The organism is Cupriavidus sp. DB3 (assembly GCF_020418465.1).
Taxonomy (GTDB): domain Bacteria; phylum Pseudomonadota; class Gammaproteobacteria; order Burkholderiales; family Burkholderiaceae; genus Cupriavidus; species Cupriavidus cauae.
Genome location: NZ_JAIZPL010000001.1, coordinates 1,155,721 through 1,174,753 on the forward strand (window position 1 = coordinate 1,155,721; position 19,033 = coordinate 1,174,753).

Here is a 19,033-nt window from a genome sequence, read left to right on the forward strand (position 1 = left end):
GGCCGGGGGCCCGCGCCTGCAGATGGATTGGATCAGGCGGCGCCCGGCGGCGCAGCGGCCCCCGATGTCGCGTCGGAGCCAGTGCCGGTGCCGGCGTCAGTGCCGGTGCCGGCCCCGGCGTGGCCCTGCACCGCCGCATGCAGCCGCGCACGGCCGCGCTCGACGTGCTCGCGCATCAGCCGGCCGGCAAGCTCCGGATCGCGCGAGGCGATCGCCGAGACGATGTCGCGATGCTCGCGCGTCGAGGTCGGCATCGCGGTCGGCGCGGCGGACAGTGCTTCCCTCCGGTACAGCGTCAATTCCTTGACCAGGCGGCGATAGGTCTCGAGCAGCTTGCCGTTGCCGGCCAGCTCGACCATGCGATCGTGGAAGGCGAAGTTCAGCCGCGCATATTCGTCGAGGTCGCGCGCCGCGCTGGCGGCGCCCAGCGCCTCGATCATCGCGCGCAGTTCGCGCAGCGCCTCGGGCGTGATGCGCTGGGCCAGCTGCCGGCCGACGTATTCGTCCAGCACGGCGCGCAGCGCATAGATTTCGTCCGCCTCGTGCAGGGAGACCGAGCGGACAAAGACGCCGCGGTTCTTTTCGGTACGCAGCAGCCCGGTCTGTTCCAGCGCGCGAAAGGCCTCGCGCACCGGACCGCGCGACACGTTCAGCTCGCCGGCCAGCTCGATCTCGTTGAGCTTGTCTCCCGGCGCGAGCTCTCCCGCGGTGATGCGCCGCTCCAGCTCACGCTGCACCAGCGACGTCAGCGACTGGCTCTGCAGGATTTCGATTTCGCTCGACAGCGGCGCTTGGCGGGACATGAAGACTCCTGGCACGGGATGGCGGTGCACGCGCCGCGCATTCATTTCCACCGTCTTTTGGGCCCGGCTGGCGTGCGTGCATTTCCTGGTTGCGATTAAAGCAAGCGGTTTGTATATTGTCAACAAACCAAGACGCCGACGAGCGCGAAATCGGGGAGACTGCGCGGATTCGTTTGGGCATATGTCTTGCAAGCGTTGCTGCACAAGGGTTTCAGGTGATTCACGGTGGCGCACGGGTCTGGCCACGCACTGCAACTAATTCACCAAATTGACACAACTCAGCACATACAATGCCGCAAGGAGCCCCACAATGAGAACCGCCATGACACTCGCCAAGCAAGCCCTCGCCGCCAGCGCCGCCCTTCTTCTGGCCGGCGCCGCATTCGCGCAGAAGACCACGCTGAGCGTCTACACCGCCTGGGAAACCGAGACGCTGAAGCCCTACGCCGAGGGGTTCGCCAAGGTCGCGCCCGATATCGAGCTGAAGTACGTCCGCGACTCGACCGGCGTGATCACCGCCAAGGCGCTGGCCGAGAAGGCCAACCCGCAGGCCGACGTGATCGCCGGCCTGGCCGCCTCGAGCCTGGAGCTGCTGAAGCAGGAAGGCATGCTGCAGCCCTATGCGCCCAAGGGCTTCGAACGCCTGACGCGCGACTACAGCGACAAGGCGACGCCGCCCTCGTGGCTCGGCCTGGACGTCTGGGGCGCGACGGTGTGCTTCAACACCATCGAAGCAAAAAAGCGCAACCTGCCGAAGCCGGAAACGTGGCGCGACCTGGCCAAGCCGATCTACAAGGGCATGATCGTGATGCCCAACCCGGCCTCGTCGGGCACCGGCTTTCTCGACGTGACCGCGTGGCTGCAGCTGTTCGGCGAGCAGGAAGGCTGGAAGTACATGGACGCGCTGCACGAGAACATCGCCCAGTACACGCATTCCGGCTCGAAGCCGTGCAAGCAGGCCGGCGCCGGCGAATTCCCGATCGGCATCTCGTTCGAGCTGCGCGCGCACAAGACCAAGGCAGCGGGCGCACCGATCGACATCATCTTCCCGCGCGAAGGACTGGGCTACGACATCGAGGCCGCCGCCATCGTCAAGGGCACCAAAAAGCAGGAGGCCGCGCAGCGCTATCTGGACTGGCTCGCCAGCAAGGAAGCCAACGAGCTGTTCGCGCGCGACTGGGCCATCGTGGCCTACCCCGGCGTGGCCCGCAAGATCGAGACGATTCCGGCCGACTACGAAAAGATGCTGGTCAAGAACGACTTCAGCCATATCGCGAAGAACCGCGAGCGCGTGCTGGCCGAATGGCAAAAGCGCTACAGCGCCAAGGCGGAGAAGCAGTAAGCAGCGGCAGGCAGCAGGGCATCGCGCTGGCCGGCCACTCGCCGCCGCCCGCCGCAACCACAAGACGCATTCACCAGACGCATTCACCAGACGCATTCACCAGACGCGCGCCCCCGTCCGACTCGATGGAGCCCACATCCATGACCACGTCCCCCACCCGGCACGACAGTTATCTGAGCCTGAAAGGCATCCAGAAGCGGTTCGGCGGCGCCGACGGCTTCACCGCGCTGCGCCATATCGACCTCGACGTGCGCGAGGGCGAGCTGCTGTGCTTCCTCGGCCCGTCCGGCTGCGGCAAGACCACGCTGCTGCGGATCATCGCCGGCCTCGAATCGCAGACCGCCGGCACCATCCTGCAGGCGGGCCGCGATATCTCGACGCTGCCGCCGATGGAACGCGACTACGGCATCGTGTTCCAGTCGTATGCGCTGTTCCCCAACCTGACCGTGGCGGACAACGTTGCCTACGGGCTCGTCAATCGCCGCATGCCGCGCGAGCAGCGGCGTGCGCGCGTGGCCGAACTGCTGACGCTGGTCGGCCTGCCCGAGCGCGGCGCGCAATACCCGAGCCAGTTGTCGGGCGGGCAGCAGCAGCGCGTGGCGATCGCGCGGGCGCTGGCCACTTCGCCGGGCCTGCTGCTGCTCGACGAGCCGCTGTCCGCGCTGGATGCCCGCGTGCGGGTGCGACTGCGCAGCGAGATCCGCGCGCTGCAGCAGCGGCTGAACATCACCACCATCCTGGTCACGCACGACCAGGAGGAAGCGCTGTCGATGGCGGACCGCATCGTCGTGATGAACCAGGGCGCGATCGAGCAGATCGGCACGCCGGCGCAGATCTACCAGCGCCCCGCCACGCCCTTCGCCGCCGATTTCGTCGGCAAGACCAATATGCTGCCGGCGACCGTGGACAGCGACGGCCACCTGAGGCTGGGCGAACGGCGCCTGCAATGCACCGCGCCGCCGGGCTGCTGCACCGACGACACCGTGCAGGTCTTCTTCCGGCCCGAGGACGTCTGCGTGCGCGGCTGCGACCAGCAGGGCGAAAACGTGCTCGATGCCACCGTCGACAAGATCGAGTTCCTCGGCGCCTTTTCGCGGCTGACCCTGAAGCTGGCGGACGGTGCCGGCGCGTCGGTGCCGCTCTATGCCGACCTGTCGCTCAACGACATGCACGAACTGCGTCCCAGCGCGGGCGATCCGCTGCGCCTGGCCATTCCCGCCGACCGCCTGCGAGTGTTCCGTCAGCCATGAGCCTGCTCCTGTCCAAGGCGACCGTGCCGCCCGTTCCGCCCCTTCCGCCCGTTCCGTCGGCCCCGCCCGTGGCGCCGCTATCCCCTTCCGCCGCGCCCGGCATCCCCTTCGGTGCGGTCCGTACCCACTGGACCGACCGCATTGCCCACGCGCTGCTGTGGGCCGCCGCGCTGGCGCTGCTGTGCTTCGTGCTGGCGCCGATCGTGATGATCCTGGCCAAGAGCGTGCAGAACCGCGACGGCACGCTGGCCGGCATTGCGCATTTCCGCACGTACCTGGCCACGCCCGCGCTGTGGCACTCGGTCTGGAACAGCGTCTGGGTATCGACGCTGGCCACCGCCATCACGGTGCCGCTCGCGTTCACCTTCGCCTACGCGCTGACGCGCAGCCGCATCGGCGCCAAGGGCCTGCTGCGCAATCTCGCGCTGATTCCGCTGCTGGCGCCGTCGCTGCTGGCCGCGATCTCCTTCATCTTCTGGTTTGGCAACCAGGGGCTGCTGAAGCCCTATATGGGCGAACTGCAGATCTACGGGCCGCTCGGCGTGGTCGGCGCGCTGGTGTTCGCGACCTTCCCGCACGCGCTGATGATCCTGATCACGGCGCTGTCGCTGACCGATGCGCGGCTGTACGAGGCGGCCGATGCGCTGGGCACGTCCACCGTGCGCAAGTTCTTCACGATTACCGTGCCCGCCGCGCGCTATGGCCTGGTCAGCGCCGCGATGGTGGTGTTCACCTACGCGATCTCGGACTTCGGCATTCCGAAGGTGATCGGCGGCAACTTCCACATGCTGGCCACCGACATCTACAAGCTGGTGATCGGCATGCAGGACTTCTCGCAGGGCGCGGTGGTCGCGCTGATGCTGCTGGTGCCGGTGCTGGTGACCTACTGCATCGACGCGCGCGTGCAGCGCCGGCAGATGGCGCAGATGTCGGCCCGCTCGGTGCCCTACGTGCCCCGCCGCAGCCGCCGCTTCGACCTCGCCATGGCGGCATTCTGCTGGCTGGTCGCGGCGCTGATGGTGGCCGTGATGGGCATGGCGATCTACGCGTCCTTCGTCAAGCTGTGGCCCTACAACTTCTCGCTGTCGCTGAACCACTACCGGGTCGGCCTGGTGGAAGGCGGCGTCGTTGCTTCCTGGTTCAACAGCCTGAAGCTGGCGCTGGCCTGCGCGCTGATCGGTCCGGTCTTCATCTTCACCACGGCCTATCTGCTGGAGAAGACGCGAGGCCTCCCGTGGCTGCGCGGCTTCGTGCGGCTGATGGCGGTGCTGCCGATGGGCGTGCCGGGGCTGGTGCTGGGCCTGGGCTACATCTTCTTCTTCGTGCCGGCGGCCAATCCGCTCAACGTCCTGTACCAGACGCTGGGCATCCTGGTGCTGGTGACCATCGTCCACTACTACGCGTCCTGCCATTTGACGGCGGTGACCGCGCTCAAGCAGCTCGACGGCGAGTTCGAGGCGGTCTCGGCCTCGCTGAAGGTGCCGTTCTACACCACCTTCCTGCGCGTGACCGTGCCGGCCTGCCTGCCAGCGATCGTCGAGATCTCGCGCTACCTGTTCATCAATGCGATGACCACCGTGTCCGCGGTGGTGTTCCTGTACGGCACCGATACCAAGCTCGCCTCGGTCGAGATCGTCAATCTGGACGAGTCCGGCGATATCGGCCCGGCCGCCGCGATGGCGACGCTGGTCGTGCTGACCTGCGCCAGCGCCTGCCTCGCCTACCACGGCCTGCAGCGCTGGCTCGAGCGCCGCACCCAGGCCTGGCGCGGCGCCGACGAACGCGACTGACCCCAACCACAACCACACGATTCCCGCTCCGCCACCCCCCTGCCAGGAGATTCGACCATGATTCGCGGCAACGACCCCATTCTGCTGACGCCCGGCCCCCTGACCACCTCGCTCGCGACCAAGCAAGCCATGCTGCGCGACTGGGGTTCGTGGGACGCCGCCTTCAACGCCATCACCGGCAGCCTGTGCGAGGACCTGGTCCGCGTCGTGCGCGGCGAAGGCACCCACGTCTGCGTGCCGATGCAGGGCAGCGGCACGTTCTCGGTCGAGGCGGCGATCGCCAATGTCGTCCCGCGCGACGGCAAGGTGCTGGTGCCGCAGAACGGCGCCTATTGCCAGCGCATCCTGAAGATCTGCAAGGCGATCGGCCGCGCCTCGGTCGAACTGCCGATTCCGGAGGACCAGCCCGCCAGCGCCGCGGCGATCGAGGCCGCGCTGTCCGCGGACCCGTCGATCACCCATGTGGCGCAGGTCCATTGCGAGACCGGCGCCGGCGTGCTCAATCCCCTGCCGGAGATCGCGCAGCTGTGCGCGCGGCTCGGCAAGGGCCTGATCGTCGATGCGATGAGCTCGTTCGGCGCGATCGAGATCGACGCGCGCACGATGCCGTTCGACGCGCTGGTGGCGGCCACCGGCAAATGCATCGAGGGCGTGCCGGGCATGGGGTTCGTGCTGGTCAGGAAGGACGTGCTGGAGGCCAGCCAGGGCAACAGCCATTCGCTGGCGCTGGATTTGTACGACCAGTACGTCTATATGCGGAAGACCACCCAGTGGCGCTTCACGCCGCCCACGCACGTGGTCGCGGCCTTCCGCGCGGCGCTGGACCAGTATCTGGCCGAGGGAGGGCAAGCGGTGCGCGGCGAGCGCTATCGCCGCAACTGCGCCGCGCTGATCGACGGCATGCGCGAGCTGGGCTTTCGTCCCTTCCTGCGTCCGGAGGTGCAGGCGCCGATCATCGTCACCTTCCACGCGCCGGACGATCCGCGCTATGACTTCAAGACCTTCTATGCGAAGGTGCGCGAGCGCGGCTATATCCTCTATCCCGGCAAGCTGACGCAGGTCGAGACCTTTCGCGTCGGCTGCATCGGCGCGATCGACGACAACGAAATGCGCAACGTGGTGTCCGCGATCGGGCTGACGCTGCGGGAGATGGGGATCGACATGGCGGCGCAGCTGGCCAAGGCGGCCTGAGCCGCGGCGCTCGCCACGGATCCCACCGAACCCACCGATCCCGCCGCTCCGCTCGCCACGCATTGCACCGATCGACTTTCCGGCCGGCCCCGGCAGCCCGCGCGCACGATGCGAGCTGCCGGGCCGGCCGTGCCACTTCCCCAACAGGGCCAGCATGACCCTTCCCGCCGACTTCCACTGGATGGCGTTCGTCGCCGTGATGCTGTCCGCCGTGATGCACGCCTCATGGAATGCGATCGTCAAGATCGGCGGCGACCGCCTGTCGTCGATGGCGCTGATCGACACCTTCTGCCTGCTGGCGGCGCTGCCCTTCCTGCTGGTGGTGCCGCTGCCCGCGCCGGCGGTCTGGCCCTTCCTGCTGGCGACGGTCTGCCTGGAGGTCGTCTACAAGCTGTCGCTCGTCGCGGCCTACAACCGCGGCGACTTCAGCCAGGCCTATCCGCTGATGCGCGGCTGCGCGCCGATGATGGTCGCGTTGCTGCTGCTGGCGATGGGCAGCGAGCGGCTGGGCCCCGGCGGCTATGCCGGCATCGCGCTGATCTGCTGCGGGCTGGTCAGCCTGGTGCGCTGGCGCACGCAGTCGCCGCAGCTGATGGGCTTCGCGCTGCTGGCCGGCGCGTGCCTGGCGGGCGGCACGGTGATCGACGGCACCGCGGTCAAGCGCCACGGCGAAGTGTTCTCGTACATCGTCTGGCTGCAGACGCTGTCGCACCTGTTCATGCCGAGCTATGCGGCGGTCCGGCGCGGCCGCACGCTGCTGACGCTGCTGCGCACGGAGTGGAAGCGCGCGTGGATCGGCGGCATCAACCGGGTCGGGTCGTATGCGCTGATGCTGTGGGCGATGACGCTGGCGCCGGTGGCCAAGCTCGCCGCGCTGCGCGAATCGAGCGTGATCTTCGCCGCGCTGCTGGGCTACTTCCTGCTGCGCGAGCCGTTCGACCGGCGGCGGCTGATGGCGACGGCGCTGGTGCTGGCGGGGATCGTGACGTTGCAGCTGGCGCGGTAAGGTCCCGGCAGAGGCAGGGTCCGAGGAAAGGTAGGGTCCGAGGAGAGGTAGGGTCCGGGGAGAGGTAGGGTCCGGGGAGAGGTAGGGTCCGAGGAGAGGGTCCGAGGAGCGGCGTCCTGCCGCGCCATACCGCCGTCTCATGGCGGCTCACCCCATCCGGAAGTACAATCGCTTTGTCTCGTTTTCCGGAACGGAGGAATCGCTTTGAAAACCGCCACCACCGCCGCGGCGTCCGCTCCACGCGCGCGCGGGGCCGCCAAGGCCAACTCGGCCGCCGCGGCCAAGGCCGCCGCGCGGCCCGCCCCGGTGCCGCCCCCGCCCTCGCCCAGCGAAGCCGCCAACGACCGTGGCGACACGCCCACGCTGCGCGCCTTCGCGCTGCTCGAATTCCTGGTCGCGGCCGACCGGCCGCTGACGCTGGCGGAGATCATGCAGGGCTTCGAGGCGCCCAAGGCCTCGCTGCACCGGATGCTGGGCGCGCTCGAAGCGGGCGGACTGGTGATCCGCGAACCCGGCGCGCGCAACGCCTATGCGGTCGGGCCGCGGCTGGCCCGCCTCGGCGTGGCCATCGTCACGCACTCCGGCACCCGCCAACTGCGCCACGCGATCCTGTCGCGGCTGGTCGAGGACATCGGCGAGACCGTCAACCTGACCATGCTGCACGAGAGCGCCGTGCTGTATCTGGACCGCATGGAGGCGCCCTGGCCGCTGCGGCTGGACCTGAAGCCGGGCTCCCACGTGCCGCTGCACTGCTCGGCCAGCGGCAAGCTGCTGCTCGGATTGCTGCCGCGCGAGCAGCGCCGCGCGCTGGTGAAGCAACTGCCGCTGGAACGCTTCACGCAGAACACCATCACCGATGTCGAACTGCTCGAGGCGGAGCTGGACCGCTGCGCCCACAAGCAGATCGGCGTCGACAACGAGGAGTTCGTCGCCGGCATCAGCTGCGTCGCGGTGCCGGTGCGCGACGAGCGTGGCCAGGTGGTGGCCGCCCTCGCGGTCCACGCGCCGACGGTGCGCTCGCCGCTGTCGCGTTCGCTGGAATTCGTGCCGCGGCTGCAGCAGGCGGCACGGGACCTGGCATCGACGTTCTGAGGAAGGCGAGCGCGCGGGGCTGCCATCTCGCGCGACGTCTCGACATCCGTTTTGCATTCCCTCGCCCGCTTGCGAGACAGGGCAGGGAGAGGGCAACCACGCGGCGTCGAACGATGGCGCTGCATCGAGCGGCGTTTTCCCTCTCCCCCAGCCCCTCTCCCGCTTGCGGGAGAGGGGAGCAACCCGCGCGAGAGCATGAGGCATCAAGCCCTTCCCTTCCACGGCACCAGCCACTTCTCCACGCCGCGCATCAGCAGATCGAAGCCATAGGCGATCAGGCCGATCAGCACGATGCCCATCACCACCACGTCGGTACGCAGGAAGTTCGAGGCGTTGAGCACCATCTGGCCCAGGCCCGCGGTGGCGGCCACCATCTCGGCGGCGACCAGCGTGGTCCAGCCGAAGCCGATCGCGATGCGCATGCCGGTCAGGATGTCGGGCAGCGCGGCCGGCAACACCACATGGCGAATCACCTGCCACGGCGTGGCGCCCATCGAATAGGCCGCGTTGATCTGCTCGATCGTCACCGAACGCACGCCGGCGCGCGCCGACATCGCCATCGGCGCGAAGCAGGCCAGGAAGATCAGCAGCACCTTCGAGGTCTCGTCGATGCCGAACCAGATCACGATCAGCGGCAGATAGGCCAGCGGCGGCAGCGGCCGGTAGAACTCGATCGGCGGATCGAAGACGCCGCGCGCGATGCGCGACACGCCCATCAGCACGCCGACCGGCACCGCGGTGATGGCCGCCAGCGCAAAGGCGCCGAACACGCGCACCATGCTGGCCCAGAAATGGTCGAGCAGCGGCAGGCCGCCCTGCACATTGCCGTTCCACGCATCGACAAAGGCCTTGCCGATCGACTCCGGCGTCGGCAGGAACAGCGGCGGCACCCAGCCGAAATGGCTGGCGACCCACCACAGTACCAGCAGCGACACCACGGTGACCGCGGAAATCCGCGAGCTGGAGCCCTCGCCCGGCATCCGGTAACCGGAGACCGTGCGGACCTTGCGTGCTGGCGCGGCCGGCCCAGCGGCGGCAGCGGCAGCCGCCGCGTTCGTGGTGGAAGACATCTCGTCGGCAACGATGGCGCCCGGCGCGCGCGGCGCGCCCGACAGGCTCTGAACGGTGGCAGGCATCGGCTTATCCTTATGGCGTGGCATGGATCAGGTCGACGATTTCCTCGCGATGGCGAATGAAATCCGGATCGGATTTGACGGCGCGCGCATCGCCACATTCGATATAGCGGCGCGCGTACGGCAGTTCGTAGGTGTGGGCGATGCGGCCCGGCGACGGCGTCATCACGATCAGCCGCGTGGCCAGAAACAGCGCCTCCTCGACGCTGTGCGTGATGAAGAAAACGATCTTCTGCTCGCGCGCCCACAGCTTCAGGATCAGCGCCTGGATCGACTCGCGCGTCAGCGCATCGAGCGCGCCCAGCGGTTCGTCCATCAGCATCACCGCCGGATCGTTGGCCAGCGCACGCGCAATGCCGACGCGCTGCTGCATGCCGCCCGACAGCTGATAGACCGGCTTGTCGGCGACGTGCTCCAGCCCGACCAGCGCCAGCTTGTCGCGCGCGATGCGCAGCCGCTCCGCGCGGCCGACGCCACGCATGCGCAAACCCAGCGCGACGTTGTCGGCGACATTGAGCCACGGCATCAGGGCATGCTTCTGGAACACCACGCCGCGCTCCGCGCCTGGACCGTTGACGGCGTGGCCGTCGAGGCGAATCTCCCCTTCGGACGGCTGCATGAAGCCGGCGATGCAGGACAGCAGCGTGGTCTTGCCGCAGCCGGAGGCGCCCAGCGCGACGACGAAGTCGCCGCGCTCCATGGTCAGGTTGACCTGCGACAGCGCGAGCGTCTGCGTACCGCCCGCGCCCCCATAGTTGACGCTGAGGTTGTCGATTTCGAGTTTGGCCATCTCGGTTCCCTGTTGGGTCGTTGGCAAATGACTGGCGGATAGGGACGGACAGCGGCTCAACGCATTGCCCGCTTGACCCACTCGGCGTTGACGCCGGCGGAGTAGTCGGGCAGCACGGTCTGGATCGTGCCCTGCTCCTTCAGGAACTGCGCCGCCGACTGCAGGGCCTTGGCCGCGCCGCCGCCGAGCCAGCGCGCCGAGGCCTGTTCCTCCAGCGTCGGGAAGGCGTACAGCGACATGCTGCCCGGCACGTCCTCGGGCTTGGCGCCCGAGATCCTGGCCACCGTCTTGACCATCGGCGAATCCGCGGTCCACGCCGCCTTGTTCTTGCGGTAGTTGTCGTCCGCGGCCGCCAGCATCCTGACGAACTTGACCATGAAGTCCGGGTTCTCGCGCGCGAACTTCTTGCTGACGATCATGCCGTCGAAGGTCGCCTTGCCGGTGGACTGGGCGATCTGTCCCGAGGTCAGCAGCACCTTGCCGGTCGGCTTGATGCGCGCGAGCACCGGGTCCCAGATGAAGGTCGCGTCGATGTCGCCGCGCTGCCAGGCGGCGGCGACTTCCGGCGGCCGCATGTTCATGATGCGGACCTGCTTCGGATCGACCTTGGCCTGCTCCAGCGCGACCAGCGTGTGATAGTGCGTGGTCGAGACGAACGGCACGCCGATGCGCTTCCCCTTCAGGTCGGCGACGCTCTCGATGCGCGTGCCGTTGCGCGCTACCATCGCCTCGGCGGCGTTGATGTCGTCGAGGATCCAGAACAGCTCGACGTCCAGCCCCTGCGACAGGGCCGAGGCAATCGGCGAGGTGCCGGCCTCCGCGATCGCGATCTGTCCCGACGCCATCGCGCGGATCACGTCGCCGCCGCCGGAGAACTGGCGGAACGACACCTTGTAGCCCGTCTGCTTCTCGATCTCCTTGGCGTCCTGCACATGGCGCCATGGCACCACCATGTCCTGGTAGGCGATCACCACTTCCCTGGGCTGTGCCAGCGCGCCCGTCTGCACGGCGGCGGCCAGCACCGCGCCCGTTGCCAACTGCTTGATCCAACGCTCGATCCAACGCATCGTCGTATTCCTCAAGAAAAACAGGTTGCGTGCCGCGGCAGGGAGCGGCACGGAGATCCAGGCACCGGCAAGGTGCCTACTCGAGGAGGGGAAGACAGAAAGCAGGTCGCATGCCAATGTCTCCTTGCAGTGGACGGCTGTCGCGTCCTTGTATCGGCCGTCGCCACGTCGTGGTGGCAATCGGCGGCCAACGCCTTGCACGTTGGGTAGCGCTATCGTAGGCAGCCGGGGGCGCGGGCCATAGTGCCACTGGGCGGCAATCGTGGGTCCAAGCGCCCGCCGGCCGCCGAACCGCGCGAATCGCCTCACCCGGGAGCCCGGTTCCGGGGCTTTCTTCGCACCCTCAGCGCACCGTGGCGGGCTGTTTTGTCCCGTTTTAGTGCATATCACGTACCGTTTTCCGAGATTTTTGTTGACCGGAATGGCTCGCCGCTCTATCCTTCCCTCAGATCACCGTTTTCGGTACATTTCATCCCATTTTTCAATCCCGCCATGAAAGCGATCCACCGCATCATCGAGCGCGCGCGCTCGTCCCCCCGGCGCATCGTGCTGTGCGAGGCGGAGGACCCGCGCGTGCTGCAAGGCGCGCGGCGCGCGACGCAAGAGGGCATCGCCCGCATCGTGCTGGTCGGCGATGCCGCCCGCATCGCCGATGCGGCGCAGCGGCACGGCGTCGCGCTGGACGGCATGGAGCTGGTCGATCCCGCCAGCGCCGCGCAGCGGGACCGCTACGCGCAGCAATGGCTGGCGCTGCGCCAGCCCAGGGGCATGACGCCCGAGCAGGCGCAGCGCGACGTGCTGGCGCCGCTGTGCTTCGCCAATCTGATGGTGCGCGCCGGCGACGCCGACGGCTCGGTGGCGGGCGCGGTCCATACCACCGCGGACGTGGTGCGCCACGCGATCCAGATCATCGGCATCGCGCCGTCCTTCCGGCTGGTATCGAGCTTCTTCCTGATGATGTTCTGCGAGCCCTTTCACTCGCTCAAGGGCGGACTGATCTTCTCCGACTGCGGCCTGGTGATCGACCCGGACGCCGAGGCGCTGTCCGAGATCGCGATGGCCGCCGCCGACAGCGCGCAGAGCCTGCTGATGGAGACCCCGCGCGTGGCGATGCTGTCGTTCTCGACCAATGGCAGCGCGCACCACGCCGCCGTCGACAAGGTCGCCGCGGCGACGCAACGCGTGCGCGCGCTGCGGCCGGACCTGGCCATCGATGGCGACGTGCAGCTCGACGCGGCCATCGTTGCCGAGATCGCGGAGCGCAAGCTGCCCGCGTCGCAGGTCCACGGGCATGCCAATGTGCTGGTATTCCCGAGCCTGGAGGCCGGCAATATCGGCTACAAGCTCGCCGAGCGCCTGGGCGGGGCGGTGGCGATCGGGCCGATGCTGCAAGGGTTGCGGCGCCCGGCCAACGATCTGTCGCGCGGCTGCAGCGCGGACGACATCTTTCACGTGATCGCGGTCACCGTGGTGCAGGCGCAGGCCGCGGACCTCGAAGCGGGCGATGCCAGCGCGCAGATGGCGCTGCCGGGCATGGCTGGAGGCCCGGCGACCGACACCACATCATCGGGAGCCACGCAGTCCCGATGAGTCTCGACACCTTGCTGCCGGTACTGGCCCTGCTCGGCCTCGGCAGCTATTTCCAGACCGTGACCGGGTTCGGCATGGGTCTGATCGTGATGGGCGCGGCCAGCGGCCTGCATCTGGCGCCGGTCGCCACGCTGGCCGCGCTGGTCAGCCTGCTGACGCTCGCCAACGGCGCGCTCGCGCTGCCCGGCAAGCTGCACCATATCGACTGGCGCGCGGTGCGGGCGGCCACGCTCGGCATCCTGCCGTCGGTGGTGGCCGGCGTCGTGCTGCTGCACTACCTGAGCGGCACCGCCGCCGGCGTGCTGCAGCTGATGCTCGGCGCCGTGGTGCTGTACGGCGGCATCGGCGCGGCCCTGCGTCCCGCCGCGTTGTCCAGCCGCTCCGGCGACGGCAGCTTCTTCGTCAGCGGCGTCTGCGGCGGCCTGCTCAGCGGCCTGTTCGGCGTCTCCGGGCCGCCGCTGATCTTCCAGTTCTATCGCCAGCCGCTGAACATGGTGCAGATCCGCTGCGCGCTGATCCTGGTCTTCACCACCACCTCGGCGGTGCGCACCGCCTACAGCGCCTGGCAAGGCGAACTGGCCAGCGACGTCTGGCTGCAGGCCGCGCTGGCCTTCCCGGTGGTCGCGCTGAGCACGATCGCGGCACGGCGCTTCCCGCCGCCGCTGTCGGCCGAGGCGACGCGGCGGGTGGCGTTCGGGGTGCTGGTGGTGCTGGGCGCGTATCTGATGGCCGGGCCCCTGTGGCAGTGGTTCGCGGCGCCTTCGGCATAAGGCGCACCGCATAACGTAGCCGCTCGTATCCTTTATTGCCGTTGCGCGGCCGAAATGCCCTCAACGTAGCCGCTCGGCTACGTTATGCGTTACGCCATCGCGCGCCGGCTACCCCAGCCCTCCCCGTCCCCCGCTCCCCACCCAGCGCGCGATCGCGTCGATCGCCGCCGTGTCGAGCGGCCGCGAAGTATCCAGCGGGAAATGGCGCCGGTAGTAAGGGCTCAGGTCCAGATCGACGCCGAGCCCCATCACTTCGATGCGCCCCTGCGCCTCGTGGCGCGCCACCACGTCCTTCAGATGGTCGTCCAGCAGCCGCTCGCCGTTGGCCTGCGCGGTGGCACGGTCCATCGGGCTGCCGTCGGATACCACCACCAGCAGGCGGCGTGCCTGCGGGCGGGACAGCAGGCGGGCGCAGGCCCAGTCGACCGCTTCGCCGTCGATCCCTTCGCGGAACAGGTCGGCCTTGAACAGCGCGGCGATGCCGGTTCGTGCGCGCCGCCAGCTGGTGTCGGCATCCTTGAACACCAGATGGCAGACCTCGTTCAGGCGGCCAGGCGATGGCGGGCGGCCCGCGGCCTGCCAGTCGCGCGCCACGCGGCCGCCGTTCCAGGCGCCGGTGGTGAAGCCGAGCACTTCGGTGACCAGGCCCGCGGCATCGGCCGCGCGGGTCATCACGTCGACCAGCAAGGCGATCTGGTCGATATGGGCCTTCATCGAGCCCGAGCAATCGATCAGGAAACTCAGTACCGCGTCTGTGCGCGGCTGCAGCCGCGGCTGGCGGAAAATGCGCGGCTGGCCGCCGGCGCAGGCCAGTTGCGCGAGCCGGCTGCGATCGAGCCGGCCCTCCTCTTCGCCGGACGACCAGCCGTCGGCGGCCGGTATCGCGAAGGCGGACGACAGCGTGCGCGCGATGCGGACCGGATTGATGCCGCCCTCGACGATGCGCCGGTCCAGGCGTTCGCGCCATGCCTGCAGCGAAGCCTGGCGCGCCAGCGTGGCGGCGCGCAGCTCGCGATCATAGCGCGTGGTGAAGGCCGCGTAGCCCGGTGCGAGTGCACCGTGGGCGTCGACACGCGCGCCGCCCGGGCCGGCGCCGCCTGCCTCCTGAAACGGCGCCTCGTCCTCGAAATCGAGCAGCAGCGAGAAGCCGTCGCGCACGGTCTCGGGCGATTCCCGCGCCTCGTCGTCGGCCAGGCCGGCCCGCCGCGCATCGTCGCGCAGCATCCCCGCCACCATCTCCGCCGCGGCACGCGCGTGTTCGGCAAAGGCGCGCTGGTCGGCGCGCGTGCGGCGCATGCCGGCCAGCGCGGTGCCCAGCGCCGGCACGATGGCGGCGCGCGTGGCCTCGATCAGGTCCTCGGTCTCCTCGATCACCGGCCGGCCCGACAGGCGCGACCAGACCACCTGCGCGACCGTGTAGATCAGGATGCCGAAACGCCCTTCGGTCAGCCCGGAGCGATGGAAGGCCAGCGACCATTGCGCGAAGCGCCGGTGCAGGTTGGCGGCCACGCCCGGCATGCCGGCGGGCAGATGGGTTTCGCAGCGCAGCTGCTCGAACAGTTCGAACAGCAGCCGCGCGACGGGATCGGCGGGACGCAGCGCGCGGTGCAAGGCCGCATCGCCATGCCGCAGGCGCAGCGCGACGGCGTCCGCGCTGCCGCGCAGGTCGGCGAAGGTATCGCGCGCGGCATCGGTCAGCAAGTGCGGGGCGTGCAGCGGCAGCGGCCGTTGGCCGCGCCAGGGCCTGCCGGCGCGGTAATGCAGCGTGGCGTCGCCCGCCAGCGCACGCAGGGCCGCCGCGCACAAGGCCTCGCGCCGGCGCTGGGTCGAAGCAGGCAACGGTTGCTCCGGCCCCACCGCGGTCCCAGCCTCCGGCGGCGTTGCGGCCCCAACCTTCGGCGTCAGCACGGCCCCAACCTCCCGCGTCGCCGCGGCCGCAACCTTCGACGCCGCCGCGTGCTCGGCCTCCGTTATCGCTGGTGCCAACATCGTCAGGCCGCCGCGTCGCCGCAGGGCTCCAGCTCGGTGCCGAAGCCCCGCTGGAAATACTCGGCCACGATCGGCCGCTCGCCCGGCTCGCACTTGTTCAGGAAGCTTAGCCGGAACGCCAGCGCCGGATCGCGGAAGATCTGGCAGTTCTCGGCCCAGGCGATCACCGTGCGCGGCGACATCAGCGTCGACACGTCGCCCGCGGCAAACCCCTCGCGCGTCAGCTGGGCGACGGCGACCATCGCGCCGACCAGCTCGCGTCCCGCCGCGTCGGCCAGCTCCGGCACGCGCGCCAGCACGATGTCGATCTCCGCCTCGCGCGGCAGATAGTCGAGCGTCGCCACTACGTTCCAGCGGTCGATCTGCGCGTGGTTCAGCAGATGGGTGCCGTGATACATGCCGGTCAGGTTGCCGAGCCCGACCGTATTGGCGGTCGCGAACAGCCGGAAGAACGGATGCGGCTGGATCACGCGGTTCTGGTCCAGCAGCGTGAAGCGGCCATCGCGCTCGAGCACGCGCTGGATCACGAACATCACGTCCGGACGACCCGCGTCGTATTCGTCGAACACCAGCGCGATCGGCCGCTGCAGCGCCCACGGCACGATGCCCTCCTGGAATTCGGTGACCTGCTGGCCATCGCGCAGCACCACGGTGTCGCGCCCGACCAGGTCCATGCGGCCGATATGCCCATCCAGATTGACGCGCAGGCACGGCCAGTTCAGCCGCGCCGCCACCTGTTCGATATGGGTCGACTTGCCGGTGCCGTGCAGCCCCTGCACCAGCACGCGGCGATTGCGCACGAAGCCGGACAGGATCGCCAGCGTGACCTCCGGTTCGAAGCGGTAGCCCGGATCGATTTCCGGCACGTGGTCGTCGCGTACGCCGAAGGCCGGCACCCGCATCGCGCTGTCGATGCCGAACACATCACGCACCGACACCATGCGGTCCGGTTCCACGCTGGCAAGGTCGATCGCCACTTCGGTTCTCCTGGATGAGGCTCTATGAGGCTGGATAAGGCTGTATGAGGCCGGACAAGGCTGGAGGGATTTCCCTGATGTCCCGCGGCGGCGCAGGCACGCCATGGCCTCGCGGTTCCATGGAGCCATCATAGCTCAGTCTCATTTTTAGACACAACACATTCCGAATAATGGATTTTCCTATTGACGATGCCCGCCGTCCGTCCTACATTTCAGCGAAACAACAGTTTTCGGTACATACCGTACCGTTTTACGATCAACAACGATCCCAACCTACCGGAGACCGCAAGCATGTCCGACCACACCCCCACCGCCGGCCCGCAGGCCATGACGCCTTCCGAGGCCTTCGTCGAAACCCTCGCCGCCAACGGCGTCACCGACATGTTCGGCATCATGGGCTCGGCCTTCATGGATGCGATGGACATCTTCGCGCCGGCCGGCATCCGCCTGATCCCGGTGGTGCATGAGCAGGGCGCCGGCCACATGGCCGACGGCTATGCCCGCGTGTCGGGCCGCCACGGCGTCGTGATCGGCCAGAACGGTCCGGGCATCAGCAACTGCGTGACCGCGATTGCCGCGGCCTACTGGGCGCACAGCCCGGTGGTGATCGTCACGCCGGAGGCCGGCACCATGGGCATCGGCCTGGGCGGCTTCCAGGAAGCCAACCAGCTGCCGATGTTCCAGGAGTTCACCAAGTACCAAGGTCATGTCACCAACCCGGCGCGCATGGCCGAATTCACCGGCCGCTGCTTCGATCGCGCGATGGCCGAGATGGGTCCGACCCAGCTGAACATCCCGCGCGACTACTTCTACGGCCAGATCAAGGCCGAGATCCCGCAGCCGCGCCGGCTGGACCGCGGCCCCGGCGGCGAGCAGAGCCTGAACGAAGCGGCCGAGCTGCTGGCGCAGGCCAAGTTCCCGGTGATCATCTCCGGCGGCGGCGTGGTGATGGCCGACGGCGTCGAGGAATGCAAGGCGCTGGCCGAGCGGCTGGGCGCGCCGGTGGTCAACAGCTATCTGCACAACGATTCCTTCCCCGCCAGCCACCCGCTGTGGTGCGGCCCGCTGGGCTATCAGGGCTCGAAGGCGGCGATGAAGCTGATCTCGCGTGCCGACGTGGTGGTGGCGCTCGGTTCGCGCCTCGGACCGTTCGGCACGCTGCCGCAGCACGGCATGGACTACTGGCCGAAGACGGCCAAGATCATCCAGATCGACGCCGACCACAAGATGCTGGGCCTGGTGAAGAAGATCTCGGTCGGCATCTGCGGCGACGCCAAGGCGGCCGCCGTCGCGCTGACCGAACGCCTGGCCAACCGCACGCTGGCGTGCGACGCGACCCGCGCCGCGCGCGCCGACCAGATCGCCACCGAAAAGGCGGCCTGGGAGAAGGAACTGGACGAGTGGACGCACGAGCGCGACCCGTTCAGCCTGGACATGATCGAGGAGCAGAAGAACGAGCGCACGCCGAACGGCGGCTACTACCTGCATCCGCGCCAGGTGCTGCGCGAACTCGAGAAGGCCATGCCGGCCGACGTGATGGTGTCGACCGACATCGGCAACATCAACTCGGTGGCCAACAGCTATCTGCGCTTCGAAAAGCCGCGCAGCTTCTTCGCGGCAATGAGCTGGGGCAACTGCGGCTACGCCTTCCCCACCATCATCGGCGCAAAGGTCGCGGCACCGCACCGTCCGGCGATCTCGTACGCGGGTGACGGCGCCTGGGGCATGAGCCTGATGGAAACCATGACCTGCGTGCGCCACAACATTCCGGTCACCGCGGTCGTCTTCCACAACCGCCAGTGGGGCGCGGAGAAGAAGAACCAGGTGGACTTCTACAACCGCCGCTTCGTCGCCGGCGAGCTGGACAATCCGAGCTTCGCCGAGATCGCCCGCGCGATGGGCGCCGAAGGCATCGTGGTCGACCGGCTGGAAGACGTCGGCCCCGCGCTGAAGAAGGCCATCGACCTGCAGATGAACCACGGCAAGACCACCATCGTGGAAATCATGTGCACCCGCGAACTGGGCGATCCGTTCCGCCGCGATGCCTTGTCCAAGCCGGTCCGCCTGCTCGACAAGTACAAGGATTACGTATAACGGAAGCAAACGAGGCGCGCGGTGCGGCCCTGCCGCGCCGCGCGATCACGGCCTTCGGGGCCGCCGCAGCAATGCGGCCCCGGACAGACAAAACAAAGACAGCGAAGCCGTGACGACACCATCATGAGAAGCACTGGAGACAAAAATTG

The 19,033-nt window shown here is 68.6% G+C and carries 15 protein-coding genes; 9 read left to right on the top strand and 6 right to left on the bottom strand.

Annotated features, from left to right (window positions below; genetic code table 11):
* Positions 1 to 32: 32 nt before the first annotated feature.
* Positions 33 to 803, bottom strand: a complete 771-nt coding sequence (locus K7G19_RS05055; RefSeq protein WP_226106108.1) for a phosphonate utilization associated transcriptional regulator — start codon at positions 801 to 803, stop codon at positions 33 to 35.
* A gap of 310 nt (positions 804 to 1,113) precedes the next feature.
* Here K7G19_RS05055 and K7G19_RS05060 point away from each other — a divergent pair, with 310 nt between their 5' ends.
* From K7G19_RS05060 to K7G19_RS05085, 6 genes are all read left to right on the top strand, one after another.
* Entirely contained in the window at positions 1,114 to 2,145 is a 1,032-nt protein-coding gene (locus K7G19_RS05060; protein ID WP_370639483.1) for a putative 2-aminoethylphosphonate ABC transporter substrate-binding protein, read from the top strand.
* Between the two features lie 140 nt (positions 2,146 to 2,285).
* On the top strand, positions 2,286 to 3,395 hold the full coding sequence (locus K7G19_RS05065) for a putative 2-aminoethylphosphonate ABC transporter ATP-binding protein (protein WP_226106112.1): 1,110 nt from the start codon (positions 2,286 to 2,288) through the stop codon (positions 3,393 to 3,395).
* On the top strand, positions 3,392 to 5,185 hold the full coding sequence (locus tag K7G19_RS05070) for a putative 2-aminoethylphosphonate ABC transporter permease subunit (RefSeq protein WP_226106114.1): 1,794 nt from the start codon (positions 3,392 to 3,394) through the stop codon (positions 5,183 to 5,185). Before K7G19_RS05065 ends, K7G19_RS05070 begins: the two co-directional genes overlap by 4 nt.
* Positions 5,186 to 5,242: 57 nt before the next feature.
* On the top strand, positions 5,243 to 6,376 hold the full coding sequence (locus K7G19_RS05075; RefSeq protein ID WP_226106116.1) for a 2-aminoethylphosphonate--pyruvate transaminase: 1,134 nt from the start codon (positions 5,243 to 5,245) through the stop codon (positions 6,374 to 6,376).
* Between the two features lie 154 nt (positions 6,377 to 6,530).
* Positions 6,531 to 7,382, top strand: a complete 852-nt coding sequence (locus tag K7G19_RS05080; RefSeq protein WP_226106118.1) for an EamA family transporter — start codon at positions 6,531 to 6,533, stop codon at positions 7,380 to 7,382.
* Positions 7,383 to 7,688: 306 nt separating this feature from the next.
* Positions 7,689 to 8,474: an IclR family transcriptional regulator gene (locus K7G19_RS05085; protein WP_149316507.1), complete on the top strand. Its 786-nt coding sequence runs from the start codon at positions 7,689 to 7,691 to the stop codon at positions 8,472 to 8,474.
* 203 nt (positions 8,475 to 8,677) lie between these two features.
* Here K7G19_RS05085 and K7G19_RS05090 read toward each other — a convergent pair whose 3' ends face one another.
* Genes K7G19_RS05090 through tauA form a run of 3 tightly spaced genes read right to left on the bottom strand, consistent with a single transcriptional unit; the run spans position 8,678 to position 11,464 of the window.
* A complete protein-coding gene (locus K7G19_RS05090) occupies positions 8,678 to 9,610 on the bottom strand; it encodes an ABC transporter permease (protein ID WP_370639484.1) in 933 nt (310 codons plus the stop codon).
* A 10-nt stretch (positions 9,611 to 9,620) separates the two neighbouring features.
* Positions 9,621 to 10,397: a taurine ABC transporter ATP-binding protein gene (locus K7G19_RS05095; protein ID WP_149316261.1), complete on the bottom strand. Its 777-nt coding sequence runs from the start codon at positions 10,395 to 10,397 to the stop codon at positions 9,621 to 9,623.
* 56 nt (positions 10,398 to 10,453) lie between these two features.
* Entirely contained in the window at positions 10,454 to 11,464 is a 1,011-nt protein-coding gene (tauA, locus tag K7G19_RS05100; protein ID WP_226106120.1) for a taurine ABC transporter substrate-binding protein, read from the bottom strand.
* A 492-nt stretch (positions 11,465 to 11,956) separates the two neighbouring features.
* On the opposite strand from tauA, the gene pta reads away from it, so the two are divergent.
* Positions 11,957 to 13,054, top strand: coding sequence for a phosphate acetyltransferase (gene pta / locus K7G19_RS05105; protein ID WP_226106122.1), 1,098 nt, complete (start codon positions 11,957 to 11,959; stop codon positions 13,052 to 13,054).
* Positions 13,051 to 13,824 carry a sulfite exporter TauE/SafE family protein gene (locus K7G19_RS05110; RefSeq protein WP_149316264.1) on the top strand — a complete coding sequence of 258 codons (774 nt, stop codon included), beginning with the start codon at positions 13,051 to 13,053 and terminating at the stop codon, positions 13,822 to 13,824. Before pta ends, K7G19_RS05110 begins: the two co-directional genes overlap by 4 nt.
* Positions 13,825 to 13,932: 108 nt before the next feature.
* Here the strand turns inward: K7G19_RS05110 and K7G19_RS05115 are convergent, their stop codons facing one another.
* Both K7G19_RS05115 and K7G19_RS05120 read right to left on the bottom strand, forming a co-directional pair.
* Positions 13,933 to 15,663 (bottom strand): cobalt chelatase, encoded by a 1,731-nt coding sequence (locus tag K7G19_RS05115; protein ID WP_226106124.1) that lies wholly within the window; start codon positions 15,661 to 15,663, stop codon positions 13,933 to 13,935.
* A gap of 152 nt (positions 15,664 to 15,815) precedes the next feature.
* Positions 15,816 to 16,790: an AAA family ATPase gene (locus tag K7G19_RS05120; protein ID WP_370639485.1), complete on the bottom strand. Its 975-nt coding sequence runs from the start codon at positions 16,788 to 16,790 to the stop codon at positions 15,816 to 15,818.
* 291 nt (positions 16,791 to 17,081) lie between these two features.
* Between K7G19_RS05120 and xsc the strand changes: the two genes are divergently transcribed.
* Positions 17,082 to 18,884: a sulfoacetaldehyde acetyltransferase gene (gene xsc / locus K7G19_RS05125; RefSeq protein WP_187829069.1), complete on the top strand. Its 1,803-nt coding sequence runs from the start codon at positions 17,082 to 17,084 to the stop codon at positions 18,882 to 18,884.
* Positions 18,885 to 19,033: the final 149 nt, after the last annotated feature.